Raw genomic sequence first — 26,624 nt, forward strand, 5'->3', positions numbered from 1 at the left:
TCAAAAAACAATAACTTTTGGGAGGTCAAAATGGAAAAATTGGTGAAGAAAGGCCAACGTTACGCCTTACGCAAGTTGTCGATTGGTGTGGTTTCCGTGGCAGTGGCAACTCTGGTTGCGGGACTCGCCCAGACGAATGTAGACGCCGCAGAATTTGCTGTGGACGAGGATCGACTCGTCAGTGAGTTGAACGGGGAAGCAACGGAAGGCGAAGGCCAAGAAGCAGAAGAAACCACGGTGGCCGCTCTGGAAGCCGAAGCGGAAACCGCCGATTTAGAGGAAGCGGACGCCACCGCAGAACGAGCTGCTGAGGACGAAGAGACGGAAGAAGGGGAAGATACGGACGCGGCCAAGGAAAAAACGATCGAAATTGGCGACGAAAAAGTCACCGCATCGACGCAAAAACCTGAAGTAGCTCCCGTTAAACTCTCCAACAAGCCCGACCGCATCGCAATGGCTATGACCCAGGATCCTGCCCACAGCATGAACTTCAGCTACTTCACGAAAGAGCAGTTGGCAGATGCTGGGGTGTGGGTATCGGAAAGGGAAGATATGAAGGACGCTATCTTCCACCAAGCCCATTCCTATGACGTGGCTTCCTACTTCCACGAGAAAACCAAGGACGGCCATTTAATCTTCGGCTTCGAAGATGAGGAAACCGGCCAAGTCTACTTCTATACGGACGAAGGCATTTCCTCCGACAACAAAGCCTGGACCGACGGCAAGCAACCGGGCGGCGTCGCCTACCAACGCCTCATCGAAACGACGAATCACGTCACCGTCAAAGACTTGAAACCGGGCACGAAATACTTCTTCCGCGTGGGGTCCCAAGAAGCGGGCAAACTCAGTAAGATTGGTTCCTTCACCACGGCAAAGGAAGGCGAAGCTCCTTTCTCCTTCATTCATGTGACGGACTCCCAAAACGCCTGGTGGAATGAAAATGTTCGCGATGAAGCAGCCTTTGGGGCCAACACCCTCGCTGAAGCCCAAAAAGTGGCCAAGGAAAAATTTGGGGGTGCCGCCTTCACCTTGCACACCGGGGACTTGATTGAAACCGGCTGGGAGCAAAATGAGGATGAGTATAAGTCCATCTTCAACCTCAGCCAAGACACCATGCTCAATAACCCCTTCACCTTTGTGGCTGGGAACCACGACGAAAACACCAACGTTTATTTCGAAGGCTCCCTCACTCATGACTATGAATTTATCGACCATACCAACGCCCCCATCACCAACAACGCTGTCGATGGCGGTTCCTACTACTCCTATGACTACCAAGGTGTCCACATGGTGGTGTTGAACACCAATGACTCTGACCAAGCTTCAACTGATGACACGCCCACCCTCGCTGCCATTGGCGAAGAACAGTTTGCTTGGCTGGAAAAAGACTTGGCCGCTGCCAGGAAGCGGGGCGTGAACTACATCATGCTGGCCTACCATAAGCCGCTCTATTCCGCTTCCTACCACGCCTTGCAAGACGCGGATGTGCGGGCAGCCCGCGATCGCTTAGCCAAGCTCACCGATAAATATAAGGTGGACGTCGTCTTATCCGGCCACGACCACACCCTAGCCATCACCAAGCCCCTCCAATATGACGAGGACTCCTTCGTCAATGCGAAAGTCGCTGACTATGACATTGTCGGGGAAGACGCAGACGGCGAACCGATCATTAAGAGTGACGGCAGCTTCTACTTGAACCCGAACACGATCGGGGCTAAGGCTTACGCCGATATTTACAATTGGAGCTTGGAAAAACTGTGGAAGATTGAAAAGAAACTGGCACCTGACGGCAAATATCCGTTGACGCAAGCGCAATTGGATGAATACCGCGATTTGTTCTTGAAGATGGATCAACCCAACCACTCCGATAAGTTTGAAAAATCCCACTCCAACTACCGCGATGCCAGCATTCAAAACTTCTATATTCTGAATGTGACGAAGGAAGGCATCAAAGTCAACCTCTACCAAACGAGCGGCGACTTAGCTAAGGGTGAAGAGCGGGAAACCAAACGTTTGATGGGCTTCACGATTGCTAACCGCAATACGGTGGTTGAAGAAGAAAAACCGGAGACGGAAAAACCAGACACAGAAAAACCGGAAGGCGAGAAACCGGAAGGCGAAAAACCGGAAGGCGAGAAACCGGAAGGCGAAAAACCCGAAGAAGGCGAGAAACCCGAAGAAGGGGAAAAACCCGAAGAAGGTGAGAAGCCTGAAGAAGGCGAGAAGCCCGAAGAAGGGGAAAAACCCGAAGAAGGCGAAAAACCCGAAGAAGGCGAAAAACCCGAAGAAGGGGAAAAACCTGAAGAAGGGGAAAAACCTGAAGAAGGGGAAAAACCTGAAGAAGGCGAGAAGCCCGAAGAAGGCGAGAAACCGGAAGAAGGGGAAAAACCTTCCCTCGGCGAGGTGCTATTGCCACCTTCTCAATGGCGGCCACAAGTGGGCAGCACCGTCGAAGCGGTAGAAAAGCCTGCTGAAAAACCGGCAGCCAAGAAATACTTCCCTAAAAATGAAGCCAAAACCTTGCCACAAACGGGTGCCGCCGCTAGCCTCCTGGCCTTGGGCGTCCTCACCAGCGTGGGGGGCTTAGGCGTCATCGCTGCCACAAAGAAAGAAGATAAGTAATTTAAAGCAAAAAATCAGCTGGTACCGGGTGGTGCGCCAAGTTTACCTTGTCACCACTCACTCCACTGACATTCCTACGTGCGGTGGGGGACTCGCTTGCTACTCACCCAATAGAGCCCCCATCCCATGCCTAAAACACTAGGACTGCCTTGACACTCCTTTACCCCAACCCTTTATTCACAGGCAGTTCCTTGTCTCCTAGAGAAAAAGCCTCCCAACTAGGTGGAGGCTTTTTCTTTGCTTTGGGGTGGGCTTGGCTTAGCTTAGCCTTGAAGAATCGGGGAAAAGAGCCCATATCCTCCTGACGACACTGGCGCGACCTCATGGAGACAGCACGCCTTAATATCGCTCGCTCTTGCCTTATATAGAGGACTCGCTAAGGAAAGGAGGAGAGGAAGATGAAGCCCTCCCCCAGGGACTTCAGCCTCGCGAACCCCTGGAGGACATGGTATAATCAAGTTAACCGCACCCGGCATGCCTCTTTTAAGGAGGAAGTCGGGTCATTTTTTAAGGAGGTCAAGATGAGAAAAAACCACCAGCCGCCACTCACGATTGCCGAGCAAATTCAGCATCTTAAGGCGCTCGGCTTGACGGTTCTTGATGAGCATGCGGCCAGGCGCATTTTAAAACGGGTGAGCTACTACCGCCTCATTAAGGGCTATGGGCGCACCTTGAAGTGGGAGGGCAAGTTTATAGCGGGAGCGAGCTTAGAAGATATCGTCGACTTGTATCAGTTCGACCAGGCCCTGCGCCGGCTGATTTTGACCCTGCTGGAGCCGCTGGAATTGGCCTTGCGGGCGGCGATCACCCAGCATTTCTCCCTGCGCTACGGGAATTTTGGCCACTTGCACCCAGAAAATGCCGGCCGCGGGCAAAAACAGGCGCATTTCGCCCAAGCAGTGAAGGAATTAAAAGCCCAGGCCAAGCGGAGTCAACGGGCTAAGATTGTGGAACACTTTAAACAGCACTACCAAGGCGGGCAGGTGCCTTTTTATGCTTTGGTGGAAGTGGCGAGTTTTGGCACTTTAGTGCAGTTATTTAAGCAGCTAGCGAGCGGAGACAAAAGGCAGGTGGCGGAAAGCTTTAACGTAGAGGTGGCCTATTTGGAGTCCTGGCTGGACAATTTCTCCCATTTGCGGAATATTTGTGCCCACTACGGGCGCTTGTATGGCCGCTACCTCGAGAAACCCACCCGACTCTATGCCCGCTTCCGGCAAGCCGGCGTGAAAAATAATACCCTCATGGCCAGCCTCCTCAACTTGCGCCAGGTCACGCCCCCAGACCTTTACCAGGTCTTTTACGACCGCCTTGTGGCCCTCATTAGCGCTCATCCTGTCGTTGACCTGAAACAATTGGGCTTTCCCAAAGAAGGCTGGGACTTGCTTTTGCCTGAGGGCTATATATAAGGAAGGAATTTTTTTAAAGCCTTAAAAAAGCGAGTAAAAAACGAAACATATGGTTGAAGAGGTGCCCAGAAAACTTCCGTGTGTGATTCTCGTAAAAGCCGCCAAGAACAGTTGACAAAGGGTCTTGGGCGTGCTAATCTAATATCGGTGCTTTTTGTATGCAGATTCCTGTATCGAAACAGTCGTGCTGACTGATACGAAAGTGCAAGTGTGGAAGAGACGTCATCGATGACGGTCGATGATTTCTTTTTTGCCAATCTTTGGGACACACCAGGATGTGTGGCCTTAACAAATTAATTCCCTTAAGGGGAAAGGAGGAGCAGCAGTACATGCCTACAATTAACCAATTACTTCGTAAACCGCGCAAATCAACGAAGGAGAAATCCAAATCTCCCGCTTTAGGTCGCGGTTGGAACTCTATGAAAAACAGACCAACGCACTCAAACTCTCCTCAAAAACGTGGGGTTTGTACACGTGTTGGTACCATGACACCAAAGAAACCGAACTCTGCCTTACGGAAGTATGCGCGTGTTCGCCTCTCTAACCTTATCGAAGTGACGGCCTATATTCCAGGCATCGGCCACAACCTACAAGAACACAGTGTGGTCTTGATTCGTGGTGGCCGGGTGAAAGACTTGCCAGGGGTTCGCTACCACATTGTGCGTGGGGCTTTGGATACCGCTGGGGTCGACGACCGGAAGCAATCCCGTTCCAAATACGGGACGAAGAAGCCAAAGAAATAATTCGCTAGATAAGGAAGGAGGCTTAGCATGCCACGTAAAGGACATGTTGCAAAACGTGATGTCTTACCGGATCCGATTTACCATTCAAAAGTCGTGACTCGTTTCATCAACCAAATCATGATTGATGGGAAACGCGGTAAGGCTGCTACAATTTTATATAAAGCATTTGAAATGATTCAAGAAGAAACAGGCCGCAGCCCCATGGAAGTTTTTGAAGAGGCTGTTGAAAACGTCGCGCCTGTACTAGAAACCAAATCTCGCCGTGTAGGTGGGGCCAACTATCAAGTTCCTGTTGAAGTTCGTCCAGAACGTCGCCAAACCTTAGCCTTACGTTGGTTGGTGGCTGCTGCACGCGAACGCGGGGAAGGCGAAATGATTGTCCGCCTCGCCCGTGAAGTGATGGACGCCGCCAATAATACAGGCGCCGCTGTTCGTCGTCGTGAGATGGCCCACCAAATGGCAGAAGCCAACAAGGCCTTTGCTCATTTCCGCTGGTAAGCCACTTCACGTTAGCTTACTATTTAGGACAAGCCAAGAAAAGGAGAGTTAAGACATGGCGAAAAGAGATTATCCTCTCGAACGAACTAGAAATATCGGGATCATGGCGCACATTGATGCCGGTAAAACAACCACGACCGAGCGTATTCTTTATTACACCGGTCGGATTCACAAAATTGGTGAGACCCACGAAGGGGCTTCCCAAATGGACTGGATGGAACAAGAACAAGAACGTGGGATCACGATCACTTCCGCGGCCACAACCGCGCACTGGCGTGACCACCGCGTCAACATCATCGACACTCCAGGGCACGTGGACTTCACGGTGGAAGTGGAACGTTCCTTGCGGGTCCTTGATGGTGCGGTAACCGTTCTTGACGCCCAATCTGGTGTCGAACCACAAACAGAAACGGTTTGGCGCCAAGCCGACACCTACCATGTTCCTCGTGTCGTTTTTGCCAACAAAATGGACAAGATTGGGGCGGACTTCCTCTACACGGTAGGGACTATCCGCGAACGTCTCGGTGCCAACGCTCATCCGATTCAATTACCGATCGGAGCCGAAGACCAGTTTACGGGGATCATCGACCTGGTTACCATGCGCGCTGAAATCTACAAAGACGACATGGGAACCCAAATCGAAGAAACCGATATTCCTGAAGAATACCAAGAACAAGCTGAAGAATGGCGGACGGACTTAATCGAGGCCCTCGCCGACTTGGACGAAGACTTGATGATTGCTTACCTCGACGGGGAAGAAATCAGTGAAGACACCTTACGTCAAGCCATCCGGAAAGGGACCTTGGCCTTGGACTTCTTCCCAGTCATGTGTGGGTCAGCTTTCAAGAACAAGGGTGTGCAAATGGTCCTTGACGCGATCATTGACTACTTGCCTTCTCCATTGGATGTGCCTCCGATTGAAGCCCAATCGGTTGACAATCCGGATGAAACCTTCGAAGTACGGGCTGATGAAAACTTACCTTTCTCTGCCTTAGCCTTCAAGGTCATGACCGACCCTTATGTTGGACGTTTAACCTTCTTCCGCGTTTACTCCGGTAAATTGGAAGCTGGTTCCTACATCCAAAACGCTTCAAAAGACTCCCGTGAACGGATTGGCCGTATCCTCTTGATGCACGCCAACTCCCGCTCCGAAGTCGACGAAGTCTTCGCTGGGGACATCGCCGCTGCCGTTGGTTTGAAAAATACCACGACCGGTGACACCCTCTGTGCCGAAGACCACAAGCTGATCTTGGAATCTATGGAATTCCCAGAACCTGTGATTGAAGTAGCGATCGAACCGAACACCAAAGCCGACCAAGACAAAATGTCCATCGCTTTGGGCAAATTGGCCGAAGAAGACCCAACATTCCGGGCTTCTACCGACCATGAAACCGGCCAAACCATTATCGCCGGGATGGGGGAATTGCACTTGGACGTTATCGTGGACCGTTTGAAACGCGAATTCAACGTGGAAGCGACAGTCGGTGCCCCTCAAGTCTCGTATCGTGAAACCTTCACCGAACCCACCAAGGCTCAAGGTAAATTTATCCGTCAGTCCGGTGGTAAAGGGCAATACGGGGATGTTTGGATTGAATTCACCCCGGGCGAAGAAGGCTCTGGCTTCGAATTCGAAGACGCCATCGTTGGTGGGGTCGTACCACGTGAATTTATCCCAGCCGTTGAAGCTGGTTTGCGTGACGCCCTAGACAACGGGGTGCTCGCTGGCTTCCCACTCGTGGATATCACCGCCAAACTCTACGACGGTTCCTACCACGATGTCGACTCCAGTGAAACAGCCTTTAAAGTGGCCGCTTCCCTCGCTTTGCGTGAAGCTGCCAAGACCGCTGCCCCAGTGATCTTAGAGCCAATGATGAAAGTCGACGTCTTGGTGCCCGAAGAATACCTTGGCGATGTCATGGGCCACGTCAGTGCCCGTCGCGGACGCATCGAAGGCCAAGAACCACGCGGGAATGCCATCATGATCAAATCCATGGTGCCACTATCCGAAATGTTCGGTTACGCCACCACTTTGCGTTCCAGCACCCAAGGCCGCGGAACCTTCACCATGACCTTCGACCACTACGAACCCGTACCAAAATCCGTCGGTGAAGAAATCATCGAAAAATACGGCAGTAAGTAAAAGGAAGCGAACGCCGCACAGAGGGAGCGCTGAGTTGACGGCCAAAGCGAAGGTTCTGCCTTAGGGCAGGTTCGTCGCTTTGACGTAACGCAAGCCTCCCACAGGCGGGAGCTGGACTAAAGGAAGCGAGAGCGGAAAAGCGGTCGGAAGCACTGGAGCTAAAGGGAGGTTCTGGTCTGTGACCAGGTTCTCCCTTTAGGGAAGTGGATGTTCTGACCGCCCGCTCGAACTGGACTAAAGGAAGCGAAGCTCGATAAGCAGGGAAGGCCACTGGCAACCAGTCCCCTCTGCGGACTAAGGTGGCTTTGAATTGACCTTTAAACATAGCGCGGAGCAGGCGGGTGTAAGCCTTGACTTTCCCTGCCGGCATCGCCTATAATGATGGCAAGACTATCTTTAAAATTAAAAATAGGATTTATCTGAGGAGGAAAATGAATATGGCAAAAGAACATTTTGATCGTAGCAAACCACATATTAACATTGGTACGATCGGTCACGTTGACCACGGTAAAACAACTCTATCGGCAGCCATCGCTACAGTATTAGCTAAAAAAGGCTTTGGTGAAGCTAAAGACTACGCTGCCATTGACAACGCACCTGAAGAACAAGAACGTGGGATTACCATCAACACCTCTCACATTGAGTACGAAACGGCTAACCGCCACTACGCTCACGTGGACTGCCCAGGGCACGCCGACTATGTTAAAAACATGATCACCGGTGCAGCTCAAATGGACGGTGCCATTCTTGTGGTTGCCGCTACTGACGGCCCTATGGCTCAAACCCGTGAACACATCCTCTTGGCTCGCCAAGTTGGTGTTCCTTACATTGTTGTCTTCCTTAACAAAACCGACCAAGTCGACGACGAAGAATTGCTAGAATTAGTAGAACTTGAAGTTCGCGACTTGCTTTCCGAATACGACTTCCCTGGAGATGACATCCCTGTGATCGCTGGTTCTGCCCTTCTTGCCCTCCAAGGCGACGAAAAAGAAGAAGAACACATCATGGAATTGATGGATGCTATCGACGAATACATCCCAGCTCCAGACCGCGATACCGACAAGCCATTCATGATGCCTGTCGAAGACGTCTTCACCATTACCGGTCGTGGTACGGTTGCTACCGGCCGTGTTGAACGTGGTAAAGTTGAAGTTGGTGCCGAAGTTGAAATCGTTGGTATCAACCCAGACATTATGAAGACCACCATTACCGGTCTTGAAATGTTCCGTAAGACTTTGGACTACGCTGAAGCAGGGGACAACGTGGGTGCCCTTCTCCGTGGTGTGACTCGCGAAAACATCGAACGTGGGCAAGTCTTGGCTCAACCAGGAACCATTACTCCCCACACCAAGTTCGAAGCGGAAGTTTACGTCCTAACCAAAGACGAAGGTGGCCGTCACACGCCATTCATGGACAACTACCGTCCACAATTCTACTTCCGGACCACGGACATCACTGGTGTTGTTCACCTCGGTGAAGACACCCCAATGGTTATGCCTGGCGACAACGTCACCATGACCGTTGAATTGATCAACCCAATCGCTATCGAAGAAGGAACCAACTTCTCTATTCGTGAAGGTGGCCACACGGTTGGCGCTGGCGTTGTATCAAAAATCTTGGGCTAATCACCCTTAAGCAAAAAATTAACCAGCTAGTTTCGGCTAGCTGGTTTTTTAATGCTAAAAAAGCGCCACTCCTTGAAGTAGCGCTCAATGACCATATCGTCTTATCCAATACTCAAGTAAATAGCGAAGAACATGAAGATCGCCCCAGCTAAAACAAAGAGGTGCCAGATGATATGTAAGATGGGCCAGCGTTTGAGGGCGTAGAAAATGCTGCCTAAGGAATAGGCAAGGGCACCGGCGAGGAGAAATTTCCAACTGATCGGGGGGAGGGCCCTTAGCATTTCAGGGATCAATAGCAAGCCCACCCAGCCAAAGAGGAGGTAGACTCCGGCTTGGAGCCAGGCCGGCACGGTCATGCTGAGGTTTTTGACCACAATACCCGCAAGCGTCGCTAGCCAGAGGGCAAGGCCTAAAAGGGTCGCGCGGCGACTGGGTAACAGCCAAAAGCAGAAGGGCGAATAGGAGCCCGCAATCATTAAAAAGATGGCGGAATGGTCGAAGTGGCGCATCAAGCGGCGGTAGCGGCTGAAGCTGAAGGCGTGGTAGAGGGTAGAGGCGAGAAACATGGCAACAAAACCGAAGCCATACACGGTTATGAGGAGGATGGCCGGCCAGCCGCCCGCCATACCGGCCCGCCAAAATAAAAAGGGCAGGGCGATGAGACTAAATAAGACCCCCAGGCCGTGAGTACTGGCATTCAAACTTTCAATCCAGATATTGGCTTTCGTTTTTTCGAGCGGATTATTCATGCGTTATCACCTTTCTAAAAGGAGTCAGTCAAAGCATGAGCTGGCTTTAAACCAGCAGGCTTGGCTATATTTTAGCAAACTTTGAAAGAAAGTTCTTTAAGCAAGGTCGTCTTTTCCCTAAGAAAAGCTTAAATCCCCGGTTGGTCGTGGAGGAATTGTTACAAACATGTTACAATAAGAGCACAAAAATGAAAGGGAGCCCCACAAAATACAGGGGCGTCAATAACGGTTGGACCGTTAAGGAGGAATCATCATGGCAGAATATCGCAAGAAACAAAGGCTGGCCTGGAGCGCATCGGCAGCTGTCTTGGCAGCCAGCGCCGCTTTGGTCTTGGGGACCACCGTAGAAGCCGCGGAAGTGACGGATGTGGTCCGCCCTGGCGACAGTTTATGGGCCATTGCCCAGCGCCATGGGGTCAGCCTAACGCAGTTGAAGACGTGGAACCAATTGGGTAGCCATTACATGCTGCATCCGGGACAAACCCTCATCGTCCAACAAGAAGTGGGCGAGCAAGAAACCACGGAGCCCACAGAAACACCCACACCGAGCCGTCCAGCCCCTAAAACCGATACCGTGCGGCCGGGGGAAGGCCTCTGGCAAGTGGCCCACCGAAATGGTTTGACCCTCGAGGAAATCATGGACTTTAACCCCACGCTTTCCCCACAAATGCACCTCAAAGTCGGGCAGCGTGTGAACGTGACCGCTTCCAAAAAAACGACGACAGAAATTATCGCCGAGCACCAAGGGGAAAACACGGCGAACGAAACGACCGCTACGGTCCGCCGTGGTGAAGGTCTCTGGCAGGTCGCCCACCGGAATGGTTTAAGCTTAAAAGAATTGCTGGCTTTAAACCCCAACGTTAAAGTTGGCGACGGGCTTAAAGTCGGGCAGAAATTAGTCGTCAAAGGCACGAGTGTTAAACCTGCGCCGGAGGAAAAACCAACTTTAGAAAAGCCGGAGGGCGTGAAAAAAACCGACAAAGTCCGAAAAGGTGAAGGCCTCTGGCAGGTCGCAAATCGAAACGGCCTGACCCTAAAAGAACTGCTCGCCCTGAATCCGAGCTTAAAAGTCGGCTCCCTGCTCCAAATCGGCCAAGAAGTGGTCGTCCAAGTGGGCAGTGGCCAAGGGGAAAAACCGGAAAAGCCTGTTGAAACAGAAAAACCGAAACCCACGAACACTAAAACTGATAAAGTCCAAAAAGGCGAAGGCCTCTGGCAGGTCGCCCACCGGAATGGTTTAAGCTTAAAAGAATTGCTGGCTTTAACCCCCGGTGTCTCCATTCATTCCATCCTACGCATTGGCCAGGAATTGGTCGTTGAGGCGGGCCAAACCACCCCGGGAAAGCCTGAAACCAGTGAGCCAAAACCCGAAAAACCCCAAGCCCAAACGGACACCGTGCGGAAGGGTGAAGGACTGTGGCAAGTGGCGCATCGGAACGGTTTGACCCTAGAGGAACTGCTGAAATTGAATCCCGGCGTGAAGACGAACACCATTCTTCGAGTCGGTCAAAAATTAGTGGTCAAGGGGACGGCTACCGCAAAACCCAAGCCTAGCCAACCGCAACAGCCAAGTTCAAACGATAACACCATTCGCGTCGAACACGACACCGTGCGGCCCGGTGACGGCTTGTGGGCAATCGCCCAGCGCCACGGCCTCACCGTGAAAGATATCTTAGCCTTAAATCCCGGCGTCACCGAAAAAACCATGTTGCACCCCGGGCAAAAACTTGTCGTGAAGAAAATCATTCTCTACGGACGGGTGCCCGTGCATACCAACAGTCAACTCGCCCAATAGCATCATCAAACAAAAAACCGCTCGCGCTGAGCGGTTTTTTTACTTCTTTGGGTCTTCTTTTTTAAGGTAGGCAGCTCTGGCTTTAATGAGCTGCTTGATAAATTGGACGGGTACTTTCACGTGATGGCTATTCACGTTCACAATAAAGCCGTAGAGGGCGTGGTTATAAGGACTCACCAAGGCCCGCTCCAATTCGGCATAATTGAACACCTTAATTTTGGGCTTGTGCTTGCCGGTCATTTTCTTCATCTCATCCACTGACGTAAAAATAGCTAAATAGCGCAGCCCATCTGGTGCCTCCACGTTGAGCAATTCTTCTTGCGCCGGCTCCTTATTGGTATCCACCACATAGGGGCAAATAAATTCCGCCAGCTGCAAGGCCATAATCACCGCCCGCGTGTTTTCGTCGCTCGGGTCTTTTTTATAGGCGTCAAGCCGCCGCTCCAATTCCTTAACGTTCATGCTGAACTCCTTTACCTTTGATTTCTTAAACTTATTATAGCACAGCCCCCAGGGAAAGAAAACGCTCTTAAGTTGGCAAGCTAATGATGGCTCCCTGCTTATATTATAGAAGCCAAGTGTCCTATATATATAGTAGAAACTCGTTTGCCACCAAAATAATCAATAGCAGCCAAAAAAAGCTTGACAAGGGCTCACTTTTTCGCCATCATGGGATAGCCTCAGAAGGGGCGTGCGTTAACGATCCGTATACCGCTAGCGAACCAGCTCCCTAAAAGACAGTCGCTTACTGAGTTAACCATCGGTATACCCCACGCGCTGGGGCACTCTCCCAATCGACGTCGAGGAAAGCCCCGCCTGATAGGGTTAAATCCCGATAAAATCGCACTTTTTCCAGAAAACACCTTGCAAGTGGGAGGGCACTTCTGTATAATAGGCAAGGTGACCCCTTATATCTGGGGGACCACCCCCTAATTGAAAAAGGGGGCTTAGCGATGATGCGTAAGGTTGCGACACACCCGGACGCTTTGCCATTAGGGCGTGCCGGTCATTTACGCGGAGCGAGTCAGTTTTAATCATGACGAGGAGGAAATAAAGATGGCAAAACAAAAAATTCGTATTCGCCTTAAGGCTTACGAACACCGTGCGCTCGATCAATCCGCACAGAAGATTGTTGAAACGGCTAAACGGACCGGAGCAGATGTAGCGGGTCCTATCCCACTACCGACCGATCGTTCCGTCTTCACCGTTATCCGCTCACCCCACAAACACAAGGATTCCCGTGAGCAATTCGAAATGCGCACCCACAAGCGCTTGGTTGACATTGTTAACCCAACGCCAAAAACCGTCGATGCCTTGATGAAATTGGACTTACCGTCCGGCGTCAACATCGAAATCAAACTTTAATTCGTTAAACCGCCATTTAGGCAAATAAATTTATTTACGGAGGTGTATCATGACTAAAGGAATCTTAGGGGAAAAAGTTGGCATGACGCAAGTTTTCACCGAAGCTGGCGAACTTGTTCCTGTCACCGTGGTTAAAGTTGATCCTAACGTGGTTCTGCAAGTGAAAACTGTTGAATCAGACGGCTACGAAGCTGTTCAGTTAGGCGCTTTTGACAAACGTGACAGCCTTGCTAACAAACCTGAACAAGGTCATGTAAAGAAAGCAGAAACTGCTCCTAAGCGCTTCATTCGCGAAATGCGTGATGTCTCGCTGGGAGAATACGAGGTAGGTCAAGAAGTGACCGCCGAACTCTTTGAAGCGGGGGACATTGTTGATGTCACTGGCACCTCAAAGGGTAAAGGTTACCAAGGCCCCATCAAACGCCACGGGCAAGCACGGGGACGCATGTCTCACGGTTCTCATTTCCACCGCAAACCCGGTGCCATGGCCGGTGCCTCTGACCCAGGCCGCGTTTTAAAAGGTAAAAAATTAGCCGGCCGCATGGGTGGCGAACGTATCACCATCAAAAACCTTGAAATTGTCAAAGTTCTCGCCGACGACCATTGCTTACTCATTAAGGGCAATGTTCCTGGCGCGAAGAAATCTTATCTGGAAATTCGTAGCGCGAAGAGCGCCCAATAATTGAGGAAGGGGGATTATCATGGCACAATTAGATCTATTTAAACAAGACGGTCAAAAAGCAGGCGATATCGAAGTCAAAGACGCTGTGTTCGCGATCGAACCACACGAAGACTTGATGACAGATGTCGTATTGATGCAAAATGCAAGCCGTCGCCAAGGCACTCATAAAGTGAAAAACCGCTCTGAAGTGAGTGGTGGTGGCCGCAAACCATGGCGGCAAAAAGGAACAGGCCGGGCTCGTCAAGGCTCTATCCGCTCCCCTCAATGGGTTGGTGGCGGTCGCGTCTTTGGCCCAACACCACGTTCTTATGCCTATAAATTGCCACGCAAAATGCGTCGCTTAGCCCTTCGCAGTGCGCTCAGCCAAAAAGCGAGCGAAGAAGCTTTACGCGTCGTTGACAGCTTGGCCTTTGACAACGCAAAAACCAAAGACTTCAAAGCTTTCTTAGAGGCCTTTGAAGCACCCAAAAAAGTCTTGGTTGTTTTGGAAGACGGCAACGACAACGCCATGCGGGCTGCCCGGAACTTGAAAGAAGTAACCGTGGTGACCGAAGCGAACGTCAACGTTTATGACCTCATCCACAACGATTTGGTTATCATGACCCAAGACGCCTTGAAACATGTAGAGGAGGTTTTGGCCTAATGACTGCCCACGATATTATTAAACGTCCAATCATCACAGAAGCTTCCATGGAAGCCATGGACGACAACAAATATACCTTTGAAGTAGACGCCAAAGCCAACAAGACTGCCGTGAAACACGCTGTTGAAGAAATCTTTGACGTCAAAGTCAAGAAAGTTAACATTTTAAACGTGCGCGGAAAATTAAAGCGCATGGGACGTTATGCGGGCTACCGTCGTAGCATCCGCAAAGCGATCGTCACCCTCAAAGAAGACTACTCCATTGACGTCTTCGGGGATGACGAAGCCGAAGAATAAGAATAGGAGGAAATTGACATGGCGATTAAAACCTATAAAGCAACGACAAATGGTCGCCGTAACATGAGTGGTTACGACTATAATGAAATCACCAAAAAAACTCCTGAAAAATCGCTCCTTGCGAAACAAAAACGCCGTGCGGGCCGTAACCACCAAGGTCGGATCACCGTACGTCATCATGGGGGTGGGCACAAGCAAGCCTACCGCATGATCGATTTCAAACGGATCAAAGATGGCGTCACCGGAACCGTTAAAGGCATCGAATACGATCCTAACCGTTCCGCAAACATTGCGCTGATCAACTACACTGATGGATCCAAAGCCTACATCATCGCGCCCAAAGGCCTCAAAGTAGGCGACAAAATCGAATCAGGAGAACACGCCGACATCAAACTCGGGAATGCCCTACCCTTGGCCAATATCCCCGTCGGTACCGTGGTTCACAACATTGAACTCAAACCTGGCAAAGGCGGGCAAGTGGCTCGTTCAGCCGGGACCAGCGCCCAAGTCTTGGGGAAAGAAGGCAAATACGCCCTCGTGAAACTCTCCAGTGGCGAAGTGCGCATGATTCTTGGCTCTTGCCGTGCAACGGTCGGTGCCGTCGGAAATGAGCAACACGAACTCATTACTGTCGGTAAGGCCGGACGTTCACGCTGGCTAAACAAACGCCCAACCGTTCGTGGTTCTGCCATGAACCCTGTCGATCACCCTCACGGTGGTGGGGAAGGTCGCGCACCAATCGGGCGTAAGGTTCAAATGACCCCTTGGGGTAAACCTGCTCGCGGCGTGAAGACCCGTCGTGGCAAAGCCCGCAGTAACAAATTGATTGTTCGTCCACGGACGAAATAATCTCCATTAAATCGGAAAAACGAAAGGAGCCAAACATGAGCCGTAGTATTAAAAAAGGGCCTTTTTGTGACGACCATTTAATGAAGAAAGTGGAAGCACAACAAGACGCAAAGAAAAAATCCGTCATTAAAACATGGTCACGTCGCTCGACCATCTTCCCTAATTTCATCGGACTCACCATTGCAGTTCACGATGGACGCAAGCATGTTCCGGTGTACATTCAAGAAGATATGGTCGGCCACAAGCTCGGAGAGTTCGTCCCTACACGAACCTTCCGGGGCCATGCCAAAGCTGATAAAGTTACAGCCGTTCGCTAATTGAGGAGGGGATAAGTAATGGCAGAAAACACAAACACGGCACATGCGACAGCACGGACTGTTCGCATGCCAGCACGTAAGGTCCGCTTAGTCCTTGATCTCATTCGCAATAAAACCGTTGGCGAAGCGATCGCAATCTTGAAAAACACGCCTCGCGCTGCTAGCGAAGTGATCGAGAAGGTCTTAAAATCCGCTGTTGCCAATGCGGAAAACAACTTCGACCTCGATATCACCCGCCTCTACGTTAACGAAGCCTATTGCAATGAAGGACCAACGATGAAACGTTTCCGTCCGCGCGCCAAGGGAGCCGCTAGTCGGATTCACAAGCGTACCAGTCATATCACTATCGTCGTCAAAGAAGCAGAGGAGGAGTAACTTTGGGTCAAAAAATTAATCCAACCGGCATGCGTATCGGGGTCATCAAAGACTGGGACGCACGTTGGTATGCTGAAAAGGACTATGCTGATGTCTTGCATGAAGACTTAAAGGTCCGCGAATATATCGATAAGGCCTTAGCCGAAGCCGCTGTTTCTCGTGTTGAAATTGAACGGGCGGCGAACAAAATTAACATCAACATTCATACGGGCAAACCCGGCATGGTCATTGGGAAAGGCGGCTCGGAAGTTGACGCCTTGCGCAAGCAATTGAACCAATTAACCAACAAGCGGGTGCACATCAACGTCATCGAAGTTAAAAAACCAGACCTTGATGCCAAACTCGTTGCCGACAGCATTGCCCAACAATTAGAAAATCGGGTTGCTTTCAGACGCGCCCAAAAACAAGCCGTGCAACGCTGCATGAAAGCGGGAGCCGAAGGGGTTAAAGTCACCGTCGCTGGCCGTTTGAATGGTGCAGATATGGCACGCTCCGAAACGAGTGGTGAAGGAACCGTTCCACTCCACACCTTGCGCGCCGATATCGACTTTGCCAATGTCGAAGCCGATACCACCTATGGGAAGATCGGTGTCAAAGTCTGGATCTGTCGCGGTGAAATCCTTCCTACGCTCGACCACGAAGAGGAGGAATAAGCATGTTAGTACCTAAACGCGTAAAACATAGACGTGAATTCCGCGGCAAAATGCGCGGTGAAGCCAAAGGTGGCAAGGAAATCGCGTACGGTGAATACGGCCTACAGACGATTGACTCCAAATGGATCACCAACCGTCAAATTGAAGCAGCCCGTATCGCTATGACGCGTTTCATGAAACGTGGCGGTAAAGTGTGGATCAAAATCTTCCCACACAAATCCATCACCGCCAAAGCCATTGGGGTTCGGATGGGTTCCGGTAAAGGGGCTCCTGACGGCTGGGTAGCGCCCGTCAAACGCGGTAAAATTCTCTTTGAAATTGCCGGTGTCGATGAAGCGACTGCTCGTGAAGCTTTCCGCCTTGCCTCCCACAAACTCCCCGTACGCACTAAATTTGTAAAACGTGATATTGGTGGTGAAGCGAATGACTAAATTTGAAGCTATTAAACAACTCTCAACCGACGAGCTCAAAGCCAAGGAAAAAGAATATCGCGAAGAATTATTTAATCTCCGCTTTCAATTGGCAACGGGCCAACTCGAAAACACCGCTCGCATCAAACAAGTTCGTCAGGCCATCGCTCGGGTAAAAACCGCCTTGCGCCAAGAAGAACTTGCCAAGTAAACCGTGTAAGGAGGTCAATGATTATGGCAGAACGTAATGATCGTCAAGTATTGCGTGGCACCGTCGTATCCGACAAAATGGATAAGACCATCGTCGTCCGCGTGGATACTTTTAAGTTCCATCCCACCTACGGGAAACGGATCAAATACTCGAAGAAATACAAAGCTCACGATGAGAAAAATGCTGCTAAAAATGGTGACATTGTCAAAATCATGGAAACTCGTCCCTTATCACGGGATAAACATTTCCGTCTCGTCGACATTGTCGAAGAATCGGTTATCATCTAATCGTGACCGGGAAGGGGGATTTCTAGGATGATTCAAACAGAAACCAGAATGAAGGTCGCCGATAACTCAGGCGCCCGTGAAGTCTTAACGATTAGCGTCTTAGGCGGCTCAGGCCGTAAAACTGCTAATATCGGAGATATCGTCGTCTGCTCGGTCAAACATGCCACACCAGGTGGCGTTGTCAAAAAAGGCGACGTTGTTAAAGCCGTCATCGTGCGCACCAAAAGCGGTGTCCGCCGGTCCGATGGCTCCTACATCAAGTTCGATGAAAATGCCTGCGTGATTGTCCGTGACGACAAGTCACCTCGTGGCACGCGTATCTTTGGCCCCGTGGCCCGTGAATTGCGCGATAATAACTTCATGCGGATTGTTTCACTCGCACCCGAAGTACTTTAAATCGATAAGTGGAGGTGACCTTAATGCGTATTAAAACAGGAGATAACGTCCTTGTCATTGCTGGCAAAGACAAAGGAACCGAAGGCATGGTGAAGCACGTCTTCCCAAAACGTGATCGCGTCCTTGTCGAAGGTGTCAACATGGTTAAAAAACACCAAAAACCTTCCCAAGCTAACCCTCAAGGGGGTATTGTGGAGGAAGAAGCACCGATCCACGTGTCTAACGTTCAACTTGTCGACCCAAAAACAGGCAAACCAACCCGCATCGGTATTAAAGAAGAAGATGGCAAACGGGTTCGCTATGCCAAGCAATCTGGCGAAGTACTCGACTAGAGAGGAGGAGACTTAATCCATGACCAATCGCTTAAAAGAAAAATATACAGAAACGATCGTGCCTAGCCTCATCGAGAAATTCAACTACACATCCGTGATGCAAGCACCTAAAATCGAAAAAATCGTCTTGAACATGGGGGTTGGCGATGCTGTCGCTAACGCTAAAAACTTGGACAAAGCCGTCGAAGAATTAACCTTAATCTCCGGCCAACGTCCCGTCGTCACCCATGCCAAGAAATCCATCGCCGGTTTCCGCCTCCGTGAAGGCATGCCTATTGGTTGTAAAGTCACTTTACGTGGCGAGCGCATGTATGACTTCTTAGACAAGCTCATCAGCGTCTCCCTGCCACGGGTTCGTGACTTTAGAGGGATCAGCAATCGCTCCTTTGACGGTCGCGGGAACTATACCTTAGGGATTCGTGAACAACTCATCTTCCCCGAAATCGACTTCGATGACGTGGACAAGGTGAGAGGGTTGGATATCGTGGTTGTCACCACCGCCAACACCGACGAAGAAGCCAAAGAACTCTTAACACAAATTGGAATGCCATTTAGAAAGTAACGAAGGAGGGAATTGCCTTGGCTAAAAAATCAATGATTGAAAAAAACAAAAGAAAAGCCAAATTCAAAACGCAAGAATATACGCGCTGCCAACGCTGCGGGCGTCCACACTCTGTCTATCGTAAATTCAAGCTATGCCGCATTTGCCTTCGTGAACTTGCCTATAAAGGACAGCTTCCTGGCGTCAAAAAGGCTAGCTGGTAAGCGTCAGTAAAGGAGGGTAAAACGGTTATGGTTATGACAGATCCAATCGCTGACTTCTTAACACGCATTCGTAACGCCAACCGCGCGCTACACGAAACGCTTGAAGTTCCAGCATCAAACATGAAAGAAGCCATCGCTAAAATCTTAGTCGATGAAGGTTACATCAAAAACTATGAAGTCATCGAAGACAACAAGCAAAATGTGCTTCGCTTGACCTTAAAATATGGCCAAAACAAAACTCGGGTCATCAAAAACTTACGTCGAATCAGTAAACCCGGCCTACGCGTTTATGCCAAAAGCGACGAAGTGCCTAAGGTTTTAAACGGCCTAGGTCTCGCCATTATCAGTACCTCAGAAGGGGTATTAACTGACAAAGAAGCCCGTAAACAGCACGTCGGTGGGGAAGTCCTCGCCTACGTTTGGTAATGAAATAGAAAGAAGGTGCAGTCTCTATGAGTCGTGTTGGTTTAAAACCTATCACTCTTCCAAAAGACGTAACCGTCGAAATGAAAGACCATACCATCCACGTTAAGGGACCAAAAGGCGAACTCAGCCGCGAAATCCCTGCATGCATGGATGTCACAATCACCGATGAAGAAATCAAAGTCAACCGCCCCAATGACTTGAAGGAAATGCGTGCCCTCCACGGCACCACCCGCGCCCACATCAACAACATGGTGGAAGGCGTCACCCACGGTTTCAAGAAAACCTTAATCCTCCAAGGGGTTGGTTACCGGGCCCAAGCCCAAGGGAAGAAATTGACCTTAAACGTTGGTCTTTCTCACCCTGCCGAATTTGAAGTGCCCGAAGGCTTAAGCTTGGACATGCCAAGTAACACGGAAATCAACATTGAAGGCATTGACAAAGAACAAGTTGGCGCCTTCGCTGCTAACGTCCGGCAAACCCGTCTGCCTGAACCTTACAAAGGCAAAGGGATTCGCTACAGCGATGAACACATCATCCGTAAGGAAGGTAAGACCGGTAAATAGTATCCAATCACTGGCCGCCTAAGGCCAAATACCCACAAGGGAAGAATAAAGAGGTGACAAAATGATCAGCAAACCAGATCGTAACAAATTACGGCAAAAGCGTCACACACGCCTCCGTAAACATGTTTCTGGAACGAAAGAGTGCCCACGCTTGAGCGTTTTCCGCTCAAATAAACACATCTACGCGCAAGTAATTGATGACGTAGCGGGTGTGACTTTAGCTAGCGCCTCTGACGGAAAGGAAGCCCAAGGTACCAAGGTTGAACGTGCCCAAGCAGTCGGCCAAGCCATTGCCGAAGCCGCTAAAAAAGTTGGCGTTGAACGAGTTGTCTTTGACCGCGGTGGTTACAAATACCACGGCCGGATCCAAGCCCTCGCCGATGCCGCTCGTGAACATGGCTTAGAATTTTAAGCGAAGGAGGAAGAGATCGTATGGCAAAAAAATTCGTTGAAGTCAAAGATAAAGAAATCGAAGATCGCGTCGTCGCCATCAACCGCGTCAGCAAGGTTGTTAAAGGGGGCCGTCGCATGAACTTCCAAGCCCTCGTCGTTGTCGGCGATAAGGACGGCCATGTCGGTTTTGGCACCGGCAAAGCCGCAGAAGTTCCCGAAGCGATTCGCAAGGCGATCGATAATGCCAAGAAGAGCATGATCGAAATCCCTCGCGCAGGGACCACCATTCCGCATGAAATTCTAGGTGAATTCAATGGCGGCCAAGTCCTCTTGAAACCTGCTAAAACAGGTTCTGGGGTCGCAGCCGGTGGACCGGTGCGTGCGGTGGTTGAATTAGCCGGCATCGCCGATATTACATCCAAAAACTTGGGCTCGAGCACCCCAATTAACATTGTGCGTGCCACCGTCCAAGGTCTCAGTGAATTGCAATCTCCAGCTGAAATTGCCGCTTTACGTGGGAAAACAGTTGAAGAAATCTTTGGTTAGGAGGCATGTGTGATGGCAGAAATTAAAATCACTCAAACACGCAGTGCCATTGGCCGCAAGGAAGACCAAATCCGTACCGTAAAAGCGCTTGGCTTAAAACGTGTCGGCCATAGTGTGGTTAAAACAAGAAACGACGCCATCGATGGGATGATCGATAAAGTCGCTCACCTCATTAGCGTCACCGACGAAAAAGCTTAGCCCTAAGGAGGTGCACTACACATGAAATTGCATGAATTACAACCTGCCACTGGCTCACGCCACGTGCGCCATCGTGTTGGGCGGGGCCGCAGTTCCGGTTGGGGGAAAACCTCAGGCCGCGGGCAAAAAGGCCTCAAACAACGCTCCGGTGGTAAAGTCCGTTTAGGTTTCGAAGGGGGACAAACACCTTTGTTCCGTCGCATTCCCAAACGCGGCTTCACCAACATCAATCGTAAAAATTACGCCATCTTAAATGTGAAAGACTTAAATGTCTTCCAAGACGGAGAAGAAGTTTCTCCTGAAGTATTGGTCAACGCTGGTCTCATTAAAAATACCAAGTTGCCCGTCAAAATCCTTAGTGAAGGCGACTTAGAACGCAAGCTGACCGTTAAAGCCCATAAATTCTCAGCTGCTGCTAAGGAAAAAATTGAAGCTGCTGGGGGCACCTGTGAGGTGATCTAATGTTTCCAACACTGAAAGCTGCCTTTCAGGATCGAGACATTAGGCGGCGGATATTCTTTACCTTGGGCATGCTGATCGTTTTTCGGATCGGTGCCCATATTACCGTCCCCGGCGTCAATGCCCAAGCCATCCAAACCCTGGCCAATTCCGGCCTCTTTGGCTTGTTAAATACCTTTGGCGGGGGCGCCCTGCAGAATTATTCTATCTTCTCGCTCGGGGTGTCGCCCTACATTACCGCCCAGATCGTCATGCAGCTCTTGCAGATGGAAATCATCCCGATTTTCACCGAATGGAGTAAGCAAGGGGAAGTTGGGCGCCGTAAAATCAATAAATGGACCCGTTACTTATCAGTCGCAGTCGGCTTTATGCAGGCCATCGCCCTGTCCGTGGGTTTCAACTCCCTCAGTCAGTTTGGCCTGGTTCAAAATCCGTCCTTTACGACTTACCTCCTGATTGCCTTAGTCATGACGGCTGGGACCATGTTTGTGGTCTGGGTCGGTGAGCAAATCACGCAATTTGGGATCGGTAATGGGGTCTCACTCATCATCTTCAGTGGGATCGTCGCTCGCATTCCCAAGGACATTTATACCAATGTCCAAAAGTATTTTATTAATGCAGCCAGCCAAGATGCGCTTATGAAGCATAGCTTGATCGGTGTGGGTTTACTTCTCGCCATGCTGCTCTTGATCATTTTGGTCGTCTACATTAACCAAGCTGAGCGTCAGATTCCCGTTCGCTATGCCAAGCGGGCCAATGCCATCGTGCAGAAATCGCACATGCCGCTTAAGATTAACTCCGCAGGGGTCATCCCTGTGATCTTTGCCAGCTCCTTTATCATGGTGCCGCAAACGGTCCTCGGCCTCCTGCGTAATCAATTCGGCGAAGCCACCTGGTACCAAGTCACGGAGTCCATCTTCGACTTGCAGAAACCAGCCGGTATGGTGATTTACGCCCTGATTATTATTCTGTTTACCTTCTTCTACTCCCACATTCAGATTAATCCTGAACGGGTGGCGGAGAACTTCCAGAAATCAGGCGCCTATATCCCCAGCGTCCGGCCCGGACTCGCCACCGAGCGCTACATTGGCCACATGTTAAATAAATTGAGTACGGTGGGCTCCGTCTTCTTGATGGCCATTTCTGTCCTACCGCTACTTGCGTCCTACTTCTTCGGCCTCTCACGCACGTTTGGCCTGGGAGGGACAAGCTTACTCATCGTCGTCGGCGTTGCCTTGGATACTGCCAAGCAAATTGAAGGCCGACTCATTCGTCGTCGTTACGTTGGTTTCATCCACTAACTTGGGAGGAATTGTCTGTGAATATTATCTTAATGGGCCTACCCGGCGCTGGGAAAGGGACCCAAGCAGAACGCATCCACAATACTTACCACTTACCCCATATCTCCACCGGGGATATGTTCCGTAAGGCGGCCAAAGAAGGCACCGAACTCGGCAAAAAGGCCAAAGCCCTCATGGACCAAGGCCAACTCGTTCCCGATGATGTCACCAATGGCATCGTCAAAGAGCGCCTCGCCGAAGCCGATGTTAAGGCAGACGGCTTCATGTTGGACGGCTACCCCCGGACCATCAACCAAGCCGAAACCCTAGAAACCACCCTCAACGACTTAAACCTTGACTTGGGTGGCGTCATCTACATTGACGTCCCCGAAGCAGAGCTCAAGGAACGCCTCACCAGTCGCGTGGTGTGTAGCAAGTGTAAGGCCACTTACAACTTGAAATTTAACCCACCGAAGGAGGAGGGCGTCTGCGACCACTGTGGCAGCACGGACTTCTACGTTCGTGATGATGACAAGCCCGAAGTCGTCGCCCGGCGCATTGAAGACACCAAAGCATTGCAAGCTCCGATCCTCAACTTTTATGAGGAACAAGGCAAGCTCTACAAAGTTCCCGGCACGGGAAATATTGACGAGATCTTTGGCGAAATCAAGCGCATCTTAGACAGCGAAACTGGTCAGTAGCGCGGAAATATGCTATAATTAGCAAGTTAACCCAGAGAATACACAACCCTTGTCACTCAGATCACTCAAGGCGTAAGCCAAGGAGGAGTAAAGTGTCAAAAGAAGATATGATTGAAGTTGAAGGAACCGTCACGGAGACCTTACCCAACGCCATGTTCAAGGTTGAACTTGAAAACAACGTTGAAATTCTCGCCCATGTCTCAGGAAAAATACGGGTTAATTACATCCGTATCCTCCCCGGAGACCGCGTGAAAGTCGAAATGTCTCCCTATGACTTAACCAAAGGACGGATCACCTACCGCTTCAAGTAAACGCGTCGCATAAGGAGGAAACACAATGAAGGTTAGAGCATCAGTAAAACCCATTTGTGACAAATGCAAAGTGATTCGCCGTAATGGCAAAGTCATGGTCATTTGTTCCAATCCCAAACATAAACAACGCCAAGGATAAAAAAAGGAGGTGCACTTATGGCACGTATTGCAGGTGTCGATATTCCCCGTAACAAACGGATCGTTATTGCCTTAACCTATATCTACGGTATCGGCAAACCAACCGCCCAAAAAATTCTCAAAGAAGCGAACGTCAGCGAAGACATCCGGACCCAAGATTTAGCGAACGACGAATTGGATCGCATCCGTAAAGTCGTCGACGGCATCAAAATCGAAGGGGACCTCCGCCGTGACGTCACCATGGACATCAAACGCCTACAAGAAATTGGCTCCTACCGTGGCCTACGTCACCGCAGGAACTTACCCGTTCGTGGGCAAAAAACGAAAAATAACGCACGTACCCGCAAAGGCCGGGGCGCTGCGATCGCCAACAAGAAAAAATAAGCAGTAAAGGAGGCTAACACATGGCAAAAGCTAAACGTAAAGTGTCGCGTAAACGCCGCGCTAAAAAGAATATCGCTAGCGGTATCGCACACATTCATTCGACCTTTAACAATACGATCGTCATGATTACAGACGAGCACGGCAATGCCATTTCCTGGTCATCCGCCGGTGCGCTCGGTTTCAAAGGCTCCCGTAAGTCCACCCCTTACGCCGCCCAAATGGCTTCTGAAGCTTGCGCAAAAGCCGCCATGGATGATGGCGTCAAAGCTGTCGGTGTCGAAGTCAAAGGCCCTGGTCCCGGACGCGAATCCGCTATTCGTGCCCTGCAAGCAGCCGGCCTTGAAGTGACATCCATCCGTGACGTCACCCCACTACCACACAACGGCTGCCGCCCACCCAAACCTCGTCGTGGCTAAAGCCCCTCAATGTCCAATTGACGTAGTGGTAAAAACACGTGTGAAAGGGGATTTTTGTAGACCATGATCGAAATTGAAAAGCCAACCGTTGAAACGATTGAGATCAGCGACGATAAAAAATTCGGCCGTTTTGCCGTTGAGCCTCTCGAACGGGGCTATGGGACGACCCTTGGCAACTCACTCCGCCGCATTCTTTTATCATCTCTACCCGGGAGTGCTGTGACCGCCATCCAAATCGATGACGTGCTGCACGAGTACTCCACCATCCCAGGCGTCCGCGAAGATGTCACCCAAATCGTCTTGCATATCAAAAAATTGGCCCTTAAACTCTACAATATTGAAGAGAAGAGTGTTCACATTGATATTGAAGGGCCCAAAACGGTGACCGCCGCTGATATTAAACAAGATGCTGATTTCGATGTCTTAAACCCTGACCTCTATATCTGTACGGTCGAGGCTGGTGCGCATCTTAGCATGACCCTCACCATGAGTAATGGGCGAGGCTTTGTGCGTGCCGAACATAATAAAACAGACAGCATGGCAATTGGTGTGATTCCCATCGATTCCATTTACACCCCCATCTCGAAAGTCAATTACCAAGTCGAGAACATCCGGATTGGTGAAATTAATCAGTATGACAAGCTCACCATGGACATTTGGACCGACGGCAGTATCACCCCCCAAGACGCCCTCAGTTTGGCCGCCAAGGTGATGATTGAGCACTTGGATATCTTTGTCGATCTTAACGAAAAGACCCATGAAGCTAGCATCATGTTTGAACGCGAAGAGAATAAGAAGGAGAAAATGCTCGAAATGTCGATCGAAGAACTCGACCTCTCCGTGCGCTCCTACAACTGCCTCAAACGCGCCGGCATTAATACGGTCGATGAACTCACTGACCGCACCGAACAAGACATGATGAAAGTCAGAAACCTTGGGCGCAAATCACTCGATGAAGTGAAAAGCAAACTCGCTGCCCTGGACTTAAGCTTACGTGAAGACGATTAAGGGAGAAAAGGAGGAATAGAATGAGTTATCGTAAATTGGGCCGCACCGAAGCCCAAAGAAAAGCCCTACTTCGTGATTTAACCACGGATCTCATTATTAACGAGCGCATCAAAACCACGGAAGCGCGCGCCAAAGAAATCCGTAAAAGCACAGAACGCATGATTACCCTCGGCAAGAAAGGCGACCTCGCTGCTCGTCGTCGGGCACTCGCTTTCTTGCGTGATGAAATCGCGAACGTTGATCTCACCGAAGACGACAAAATCAATATCGAAACCGTCGTCCAAAAATTATTCAACGAGCTCGCTAAACGCTACGAAGAACGCCAAGGTGGTTATACCCGTATTCTTAAGATGGAACCCCGCCGTGGTGATAGCGCCAAAATGGCACTCATCGAGCTCGTATAAGCAAATAGATTTCTTAAGGGTAAGGGTAACACCTACCCTTTTTTGCTAGTAAGCTTGTGATTGACAGGAGTCGAGTAATAGTCGCCCTCTAACCCATCGAGAAAGGGAATACCCAAGCCTGGGAAGGCTGTGGTGTAGGAAGGCTCGGAATAGCTCTTGGCTAGTGGCATGCTCGCTCTCCCCCAGAAAGCTAAAAGGGCTAGGGCGGCGAAAGCATCCTATTTTGCTTTTTTTGCTA

At 50.3% G+C, this 26,624-nt stretch carries 38 protein-coding genes; 36 read left to right on the plus strand and 2 right to left on the minus strand.

Features of this window, described 5'->3' with window-relative positions:
- Positions 1 to 30: 30 nt before the first annotated feature.
- The 6 genes from WF803_RS04930 to tuf all read left to right on the plus strand — a co-directional run bounded on the left by WF803_RS04930 (position 31) and on the right by tuf (position 9,034).
- Entirely contained in the window at positions 31 to 2,622 is a 2,592-nt protein-coding gene (locus WF803_RS04930) for a metallophosphoesterase (protein WP_489610439.1), read from the plus strand.
- 521 nt (positions 2,623 to 3,143) lie between these two features.
- Positions 3,144 to 4,028 (plus strand): Abi family protein, encoded by an 885-nt coding sequence (locus WF803_RS04935; RefSeq protein WP_489610440.1) that lies wholly within the window; start codon positions 3,144 to 3,146, stop codon positions 4,026 to 4,028.
- A 329-nt stretch (positions 4,029 to 4,357) separates the two neighbouring features.
- Entirely contained in the window at positions 4,358 to 4,771 is a 414-nt protein-coding gene (gene rpsL / locus WF803_RS04940) for a 30S ribosomal protein S12 (RefSeq protein ID WP_489610441.1), read from the plus strand.
- 27 nt (positions 4,772 to 4,798) lie between these two features.
- A complete protein-coding gene (gene rpsG / locus WF803_RS04945; protein ID WP_489610442.1) occupies positions 4,799 to 5,269 on the plus strand; it encodes a 30S ribosomal protein S7 in 471 nt (156 codons plus the stop codon).
- 55 nt (positions 5,270 to 5,324) lie between these two features.
- On the plus strand, positions 5,325 to 7,409 hold the full coding sequence (fusA, locus tag WF803_RS04950) for an elongation factor G (protein ID WP_489610443.1): 2,085 nt from the start codon (positions 5,325 to 5,327) through the stop codon (positions 7,407 to 7,409).
- Between the two features lie 437 nt (positions 7,410 to 7,846).
- The gene (gene tuf, locus WF803_RS04955; protein ID WP_489610444.1) at positions 7,847 to 9,034 is read left to right on the plus strand and encodes an elongation factor Tu; all 1,188 of its coding nucleotides are present in this window, start codon (positions 7,847 to 7,849) and stop codon (positions 9,032 to 9,034) included.
- Positions 9,035 to 9,135: 101 nt separating this feature from the next.
- Here tuf and trhA read toward each other — a convergent pair whose 3' ends face one another.
- Complete coding sequence (gene trhA, locus WF803_RS04960; RefSeq protein WP_489610445.1) at positions 9,136 to 9,783, minus strand: PAQR family membrane homeostasis protein TrhA; 648 nt, start codon at positions 9,781 to 9,783, stop codon at positions 9,136 to 9,138.
- Between the two features lie 253 nt (positions 9,784 to 10,036).
- Between trhA and WF803_RS04965 the strand changes: the two genes are divergently transcribed.
- Positions 10,037 to 11,578: a LysM peptidoglycan-binding domain-containing protein gene (locus WF803_RS04965; protein ID WP_489610446.1), complete on the plus strand. Its 1,542-nt coding sequence runs from the start codon at positions 10,037 to 10,039 to the stop codon at positions 11,576 to 11,578.
- A gap of 39 nt (positions 11,579 to 11,617) precedes the next feature.
- Here WF803_RS04965 and WF803_RS04970 read toward each other — a convergent pair whose 3' ends face one another.
- A complete protein-coding gene (locus WF803_RS04970) occupies positions 11,618 to 12,040 on the minus strand; it encodes an SseB family protein (RefSeq protein WP_489610447.1) in 423 nt (140 codons plus the stop codon).
- A gap of 594 nt (positions 12,041 to 12,634) precedes the next feature.
- On the opposite strand from WF803_RS04970, the gene rpsJ reads away from it, so the two are divergent.
- From rpsJ to rplQ, 29 genes are all read left to right on the plus strand, one after another.
- Entirely contained in the window at positions 12,635 to 12,943 is a 309-nt protein-coding gene (gene rpsJ, locus WF803_RS04975; protein WP_489610448.1) for a 30S ribosomal protein S10, read from the plus strand.
- Positions 12,944 to 12,992: 49 nt separating this feature from the next.
- A complete protein-coding gene (gene rplC, locus WF803_RS04980) occupies positions 12,993 to 13,625 on the plus strand; it encodes a 50S ribosomal protein L3 (protein ID WP_489610449.1) in 633 nt (210 codons plus the stop codon).
- Positions 13,626 to 13,644: 19 nt separating this feature from the next.
- Positions 13,645 to 14,268, plus strand: a complete 624-nt coding sequence (rplD, locus tag WF803_RS04985) for a 50S ribosomal protein L4 (RefSeq protein WP_489610450.1) — start codon at positions 13,645 to 13,647, stop codon at positions 14,266 to 14,268.
- Complete coding sequence (gene rplW / locus WF803_RS04990) at positions 14,268 to 14,564, plus strand: 50S ribosomal protein L23 (RefSeq protein ID WP_489610451.1); 297 nt, start codon at positions 14,268 to 14,270, stop codon at positions 14,562 to 14,564. The genes rplD and rplW overlap by 1 nt, the downstream gene beginning before the upstream one ends.
- 18 nt (positions 14,565 to 14,582) lie before the next feature.
- Positions 14,583 to 15,413 carry a 50S ribosomal protein L2 gene (gene rplB, locus WF803_RS04995; protein WP_489610452.1) on the plus strand — a complete coding sequence of 277 codons (831 nt, stop codon included), beginning with the start codon at positions 14,583 to 14,585 and terminating at the stop codon, positions 15,411 to 15,413.
- A gap of 35 nt (positions 15,414 to 15,448) precedes the next feature.
- Positions 15,449 to 15,730: a 30S ribosomal protein S19 gene (gene rpsS, locus WF803_RS05000; RefSeq protein WP_489610453.1), complete on the plus strand. Its 282-nt coding sequence runs from the start codon at positions 15,449 to 15,451 to the stop codon at positions 15,728 to 15,730.
- 18 nt (positions 15,731 to 15,748) lie between these two features.
- Entirely contained in the window at positions 15,749 to 16,105 is a 357-nt protein-coding gene (gene rplV / locus WF803_RS05005) for a 50S ribosomal protein L22 (RefSeq protein ID WP_489610454.1), read from the plus strand.
- Between the two features lie 2 nt (positions 16,106 to 16,107).
- Positions 16,108 to 16,758, plus strand: coding sequence for a 30S ribosomal protein S3 (gene rpsC / locus WF803_RS05010; protein ID WP_489610455.1), 651 nt, complete (start codon positions 16,108 to 16,110; stop codon positions 16,756 to 16,758).
- Between the two features lie 2 nt (positions 16,759 to 16,760).
- Complete coding sequence (rplP, locus tag WF803_RS05015) at positions 16,761 to 17,189, plus strand: 50S ribosomal protein L16 (protein ID WP_489610456.1); 429 nt, start codon at positions 16,761 to 16,763, stop codon at positions 17,187 to 17,189.
- Positions 17,182 to 17,379 (plus strand): 50S ribosomal protein L29, encoded by a 198-nt coding sequence (gene rpmC, locus WF803_RS05020; protein WP_489610457.1) that lies wholly within the window; start codon positions 17,182 to 17,184, stop codon positions 17,377 to 17,379. Before rplP ends, rpmC begins: the two co-directional genes overlap by 8 nt.
- 23 nt (positions 17,380 to 17,402) lie before the next feature.
- Positions 17,403 to 17,666 (plus strand): 30S ribosomal protein S17, encoded by a 264-nt coding sequence (rpsQ, locus tag WF803_RS05025; protein ID WP_489610458.1) that lies wholly within the window; start codon positions 17,403 to 17,405, stop codon positions 17,664 to 17,666.
- A gap of 27 nt (positions 17,667 to 17,693) precedes the next feature.
- Entirely contained in the window at positions 17,694 to 18,062 is a 369-nt protein-coding gene (rplN, locus tag WF803_RS05030; RefSeq protein ID WP_489610459.1) for a 50S ribosomal protein L14, read from the plus strand.
- Between the two features lie 23 nt (positions 18,063 to 18,085).
- Positions 18,086 to 18,394, plus strand: coding sequence for a 50S ribosomal protein L24 (gene rplX, locus WF803_RS05035; RefSeq protein ID WP_489610460.1), 309 nt, complete (start codon positions 18,086 to 18,088; stop codon positions 18,392 to 18,394).
- Between the two features lie 19 nt (positions 18,395 to 18,413).
- Entirely contained in the window at positions 18,414 to 18,956 is a 543-nt protein-coding gene (gene rplE / locus WF803_RS05040; RefSeq protein ID WP_489610461.1) for a 50S ribosomal protein L5, read from the plus strand.
- Between the two features lie 17 nt (positions 18,957 to 18,973).
- A complete protein-coding gene (locus WF803_RS05045) occupies positions 18,974 to 19,159 on the plus strand; it encodes a type Z 30S ribosomal protein S14 (RefSeq protein ID WP_489610462.1) in 186 nt (61 codons plus the stop codon).
- A gap of 27 nt (positions 19,160 to 19,186) precedes the next feature.
- Positions 19,187 to 19,585, plus strand: a complete 399-nt coding sequence (gene rpsH / locus WF803_RS05050) for a 30S ribosomal protein S8 (protein ID WP_489610463.1) — start codon at positions 19,187 to 19,189, stop codon at positions 19,583 to 19,585.
- Between the two features lie 26 nt (positions 19,586 to 19,611).
- Positions 19,612 to 20,148 carry a 50S ribosomal protein L6 gene (gene rplF, locus WF803_RS05055; RefSeq protein WP_489610464.1) on the plus strand — a complete coding sequence of 179 codons (537 nt, stop codon included), beginning with the start codon at positions 19,612 to 19,614 and terminating at the stop codon, positions 20,146 to 20,148.
- Positions 20,149 to 20,209: 61 nt separating this feature from the next.
- On the plus strand, positions 20,210 to 20,560 hold the full coding sequence (rplR, locus tag WF803_RS05060) for a 50S ribosomal protein L18 (RefSeq protein ID WP_489610465.1): 351 nt from the start codon (positions 20,210 to 20,212) through the stop codon (positions 20,558 to 20,560).
- 20 nt (positions 20,561 to 20,580) lie between these two features.
- The gene (gene rpsE / locus WF803_RS05065) at positions 20,581 to 21,087 is read left to right on the plus strand and encodes a 30S ribosomal protein S5 (protein ID WP_489610466.1); all 507 of its coding nucleotides are present in this window, start codon (positions 20,581 to 20,583) and stop codon (positions 21,085 to 21,087) included.
- A 12-nt stretch (positions 21,088 to 21,099) separates the two neighbouring features.
- Positions 21,100 to 21,285 (plus strand): 50S ribosomal protein L30, encoded by a 186-nt coding sequence (gene rpmD / locus WF803_RS05070; RefSeq protein WP_489610467.1) that lies wholly within the window; start codon positions 21,100 to 21,102, stop codon positions 21,283 to 21,285.
- 21 nt (positions 21,286 to 21,306) lie between these two features.
- A complete protein-coding gene (rplO, locus tag WF803_RS05075; RefSeq protein WP_489610468.1) occupies positions 21,307 to 21,747 on the plus strand; it encodes a 50S ribosomal protein L15 in 441 nt (146 codons plus the stop codon).
- Positions 21,747 to 23,045 carry a preprotein translocase subunit SecY gene (secY, locus tag WF803_RS05080; protein ID WP_489610469.1) on the plus strand — a complete coding sequence of 433 codons (1,299 nt, stop codon included), beginning with the start codon at positions 21,747 to 21,749 and terminating at the stop codon, positions 23,043 to 23,045. The genes rplO and secY overlap by 1 nt, the downstream gene beginning before the upstream one ends.
- 17 nt (positions 23,046 to 23,062) lie before the next feature.
- Positions 23,063 to 23,725 carry an adenylate kinase gene (locus WF803_RS05085; protein ID WP_489610470.1) on the plus strand — a complete coding sequence of 221 codons (663 nt, stop codon included), beginning with the start codon at positions 23,063 to 23,065 and terminating at the stop codon, positions 23,723 to 23,725.
- Between the two features lie 92 nt (positions 23,726 to 23,817).
- The gene (gene infA / locus WF803_RS05090; RefSeq protein WP_489610471.1) at positions 23,818 to 24,036 is read left to right on the plus strand and encodes a translation initiation factor IF-1; all 219 of its coding nucleotides are present in this window, start codon (positions 23,818 to 23,820) and stop codon (positions 24,034 to 24,036) included.
- A 25-nt stretch (positions 24,037 to 24,061) separates the two neighbouring features.
- A complete protein-coding gene (gene rpmJ / locus WF803_RS05095; protein ID WP_489610472.1) occupies positions 24,062 to 24,175 on the plus strand; it encodes a 50S ribosomal protein L36 in 114 nt (37 codons plus the stop codon).
- A 17-nt stretch (positions 24,176 to 24,192) separates the two neighbouring features.
- A complete protein-coding gene (gene rpsM, locus WF803_RS05100) occupies positions 24,193 to 24,558 on the plus strand; it encodes a 30S ribosomal protein S13 (protein WP_489610473.1) in 366 nt (121 codons plus the stop codon).
- Between the two features lie 20 nt (positions 24,559 to 24,578).
- Positions 24,579 to 24,974 carry a 30S ribosomal protein S11 gene (rpsK, locus tag WF803_RS05105; RefSeq protein ID WP_489610474.1) on the plus strand — a complete coding sequence of 132 codons (396 nt, stop codon included), beginning with the start codon at positions 24,579 to 24,581 and terminating at the stop codon, positions 24,972 to 24,974.
- Positions 24,975 to 25,037: 63 nt separating this feature from the next.
- On the plus strand, positions 25,038 to 25,982 hold the full coding sequence (locus tag WF803_RS05110; protein WP_489610475.1) for a DNA-directed RNA polymerase subunit alpha: 945 nt from the start codon (positions 25,038 to 25,040) through the stop codon (positions 25,980 to 25,982).
- Positions 25,983 to 26,002: 20 nt separating this feature from the next.
- Positions 26,003 to 26,386 carry a 50S ribosomal protein L17 gene (gene rplQ / locus WF803_RS05115; RefSeq protein ID WP_489610476.1) on the plus strand — a complete coding sequence of 128 codons (384 nt, stop codon included), beginning with the start codon at positions 26,003 to 26,005 and terminating at the stop codon, positions 26,384 to 26,386.
- Positions 26,387 to 26,624 lie beyond the last annotated feature (238 nt).

Source organism: Aerococcus sp. BD502 (genome assembly GCF_057919555.1).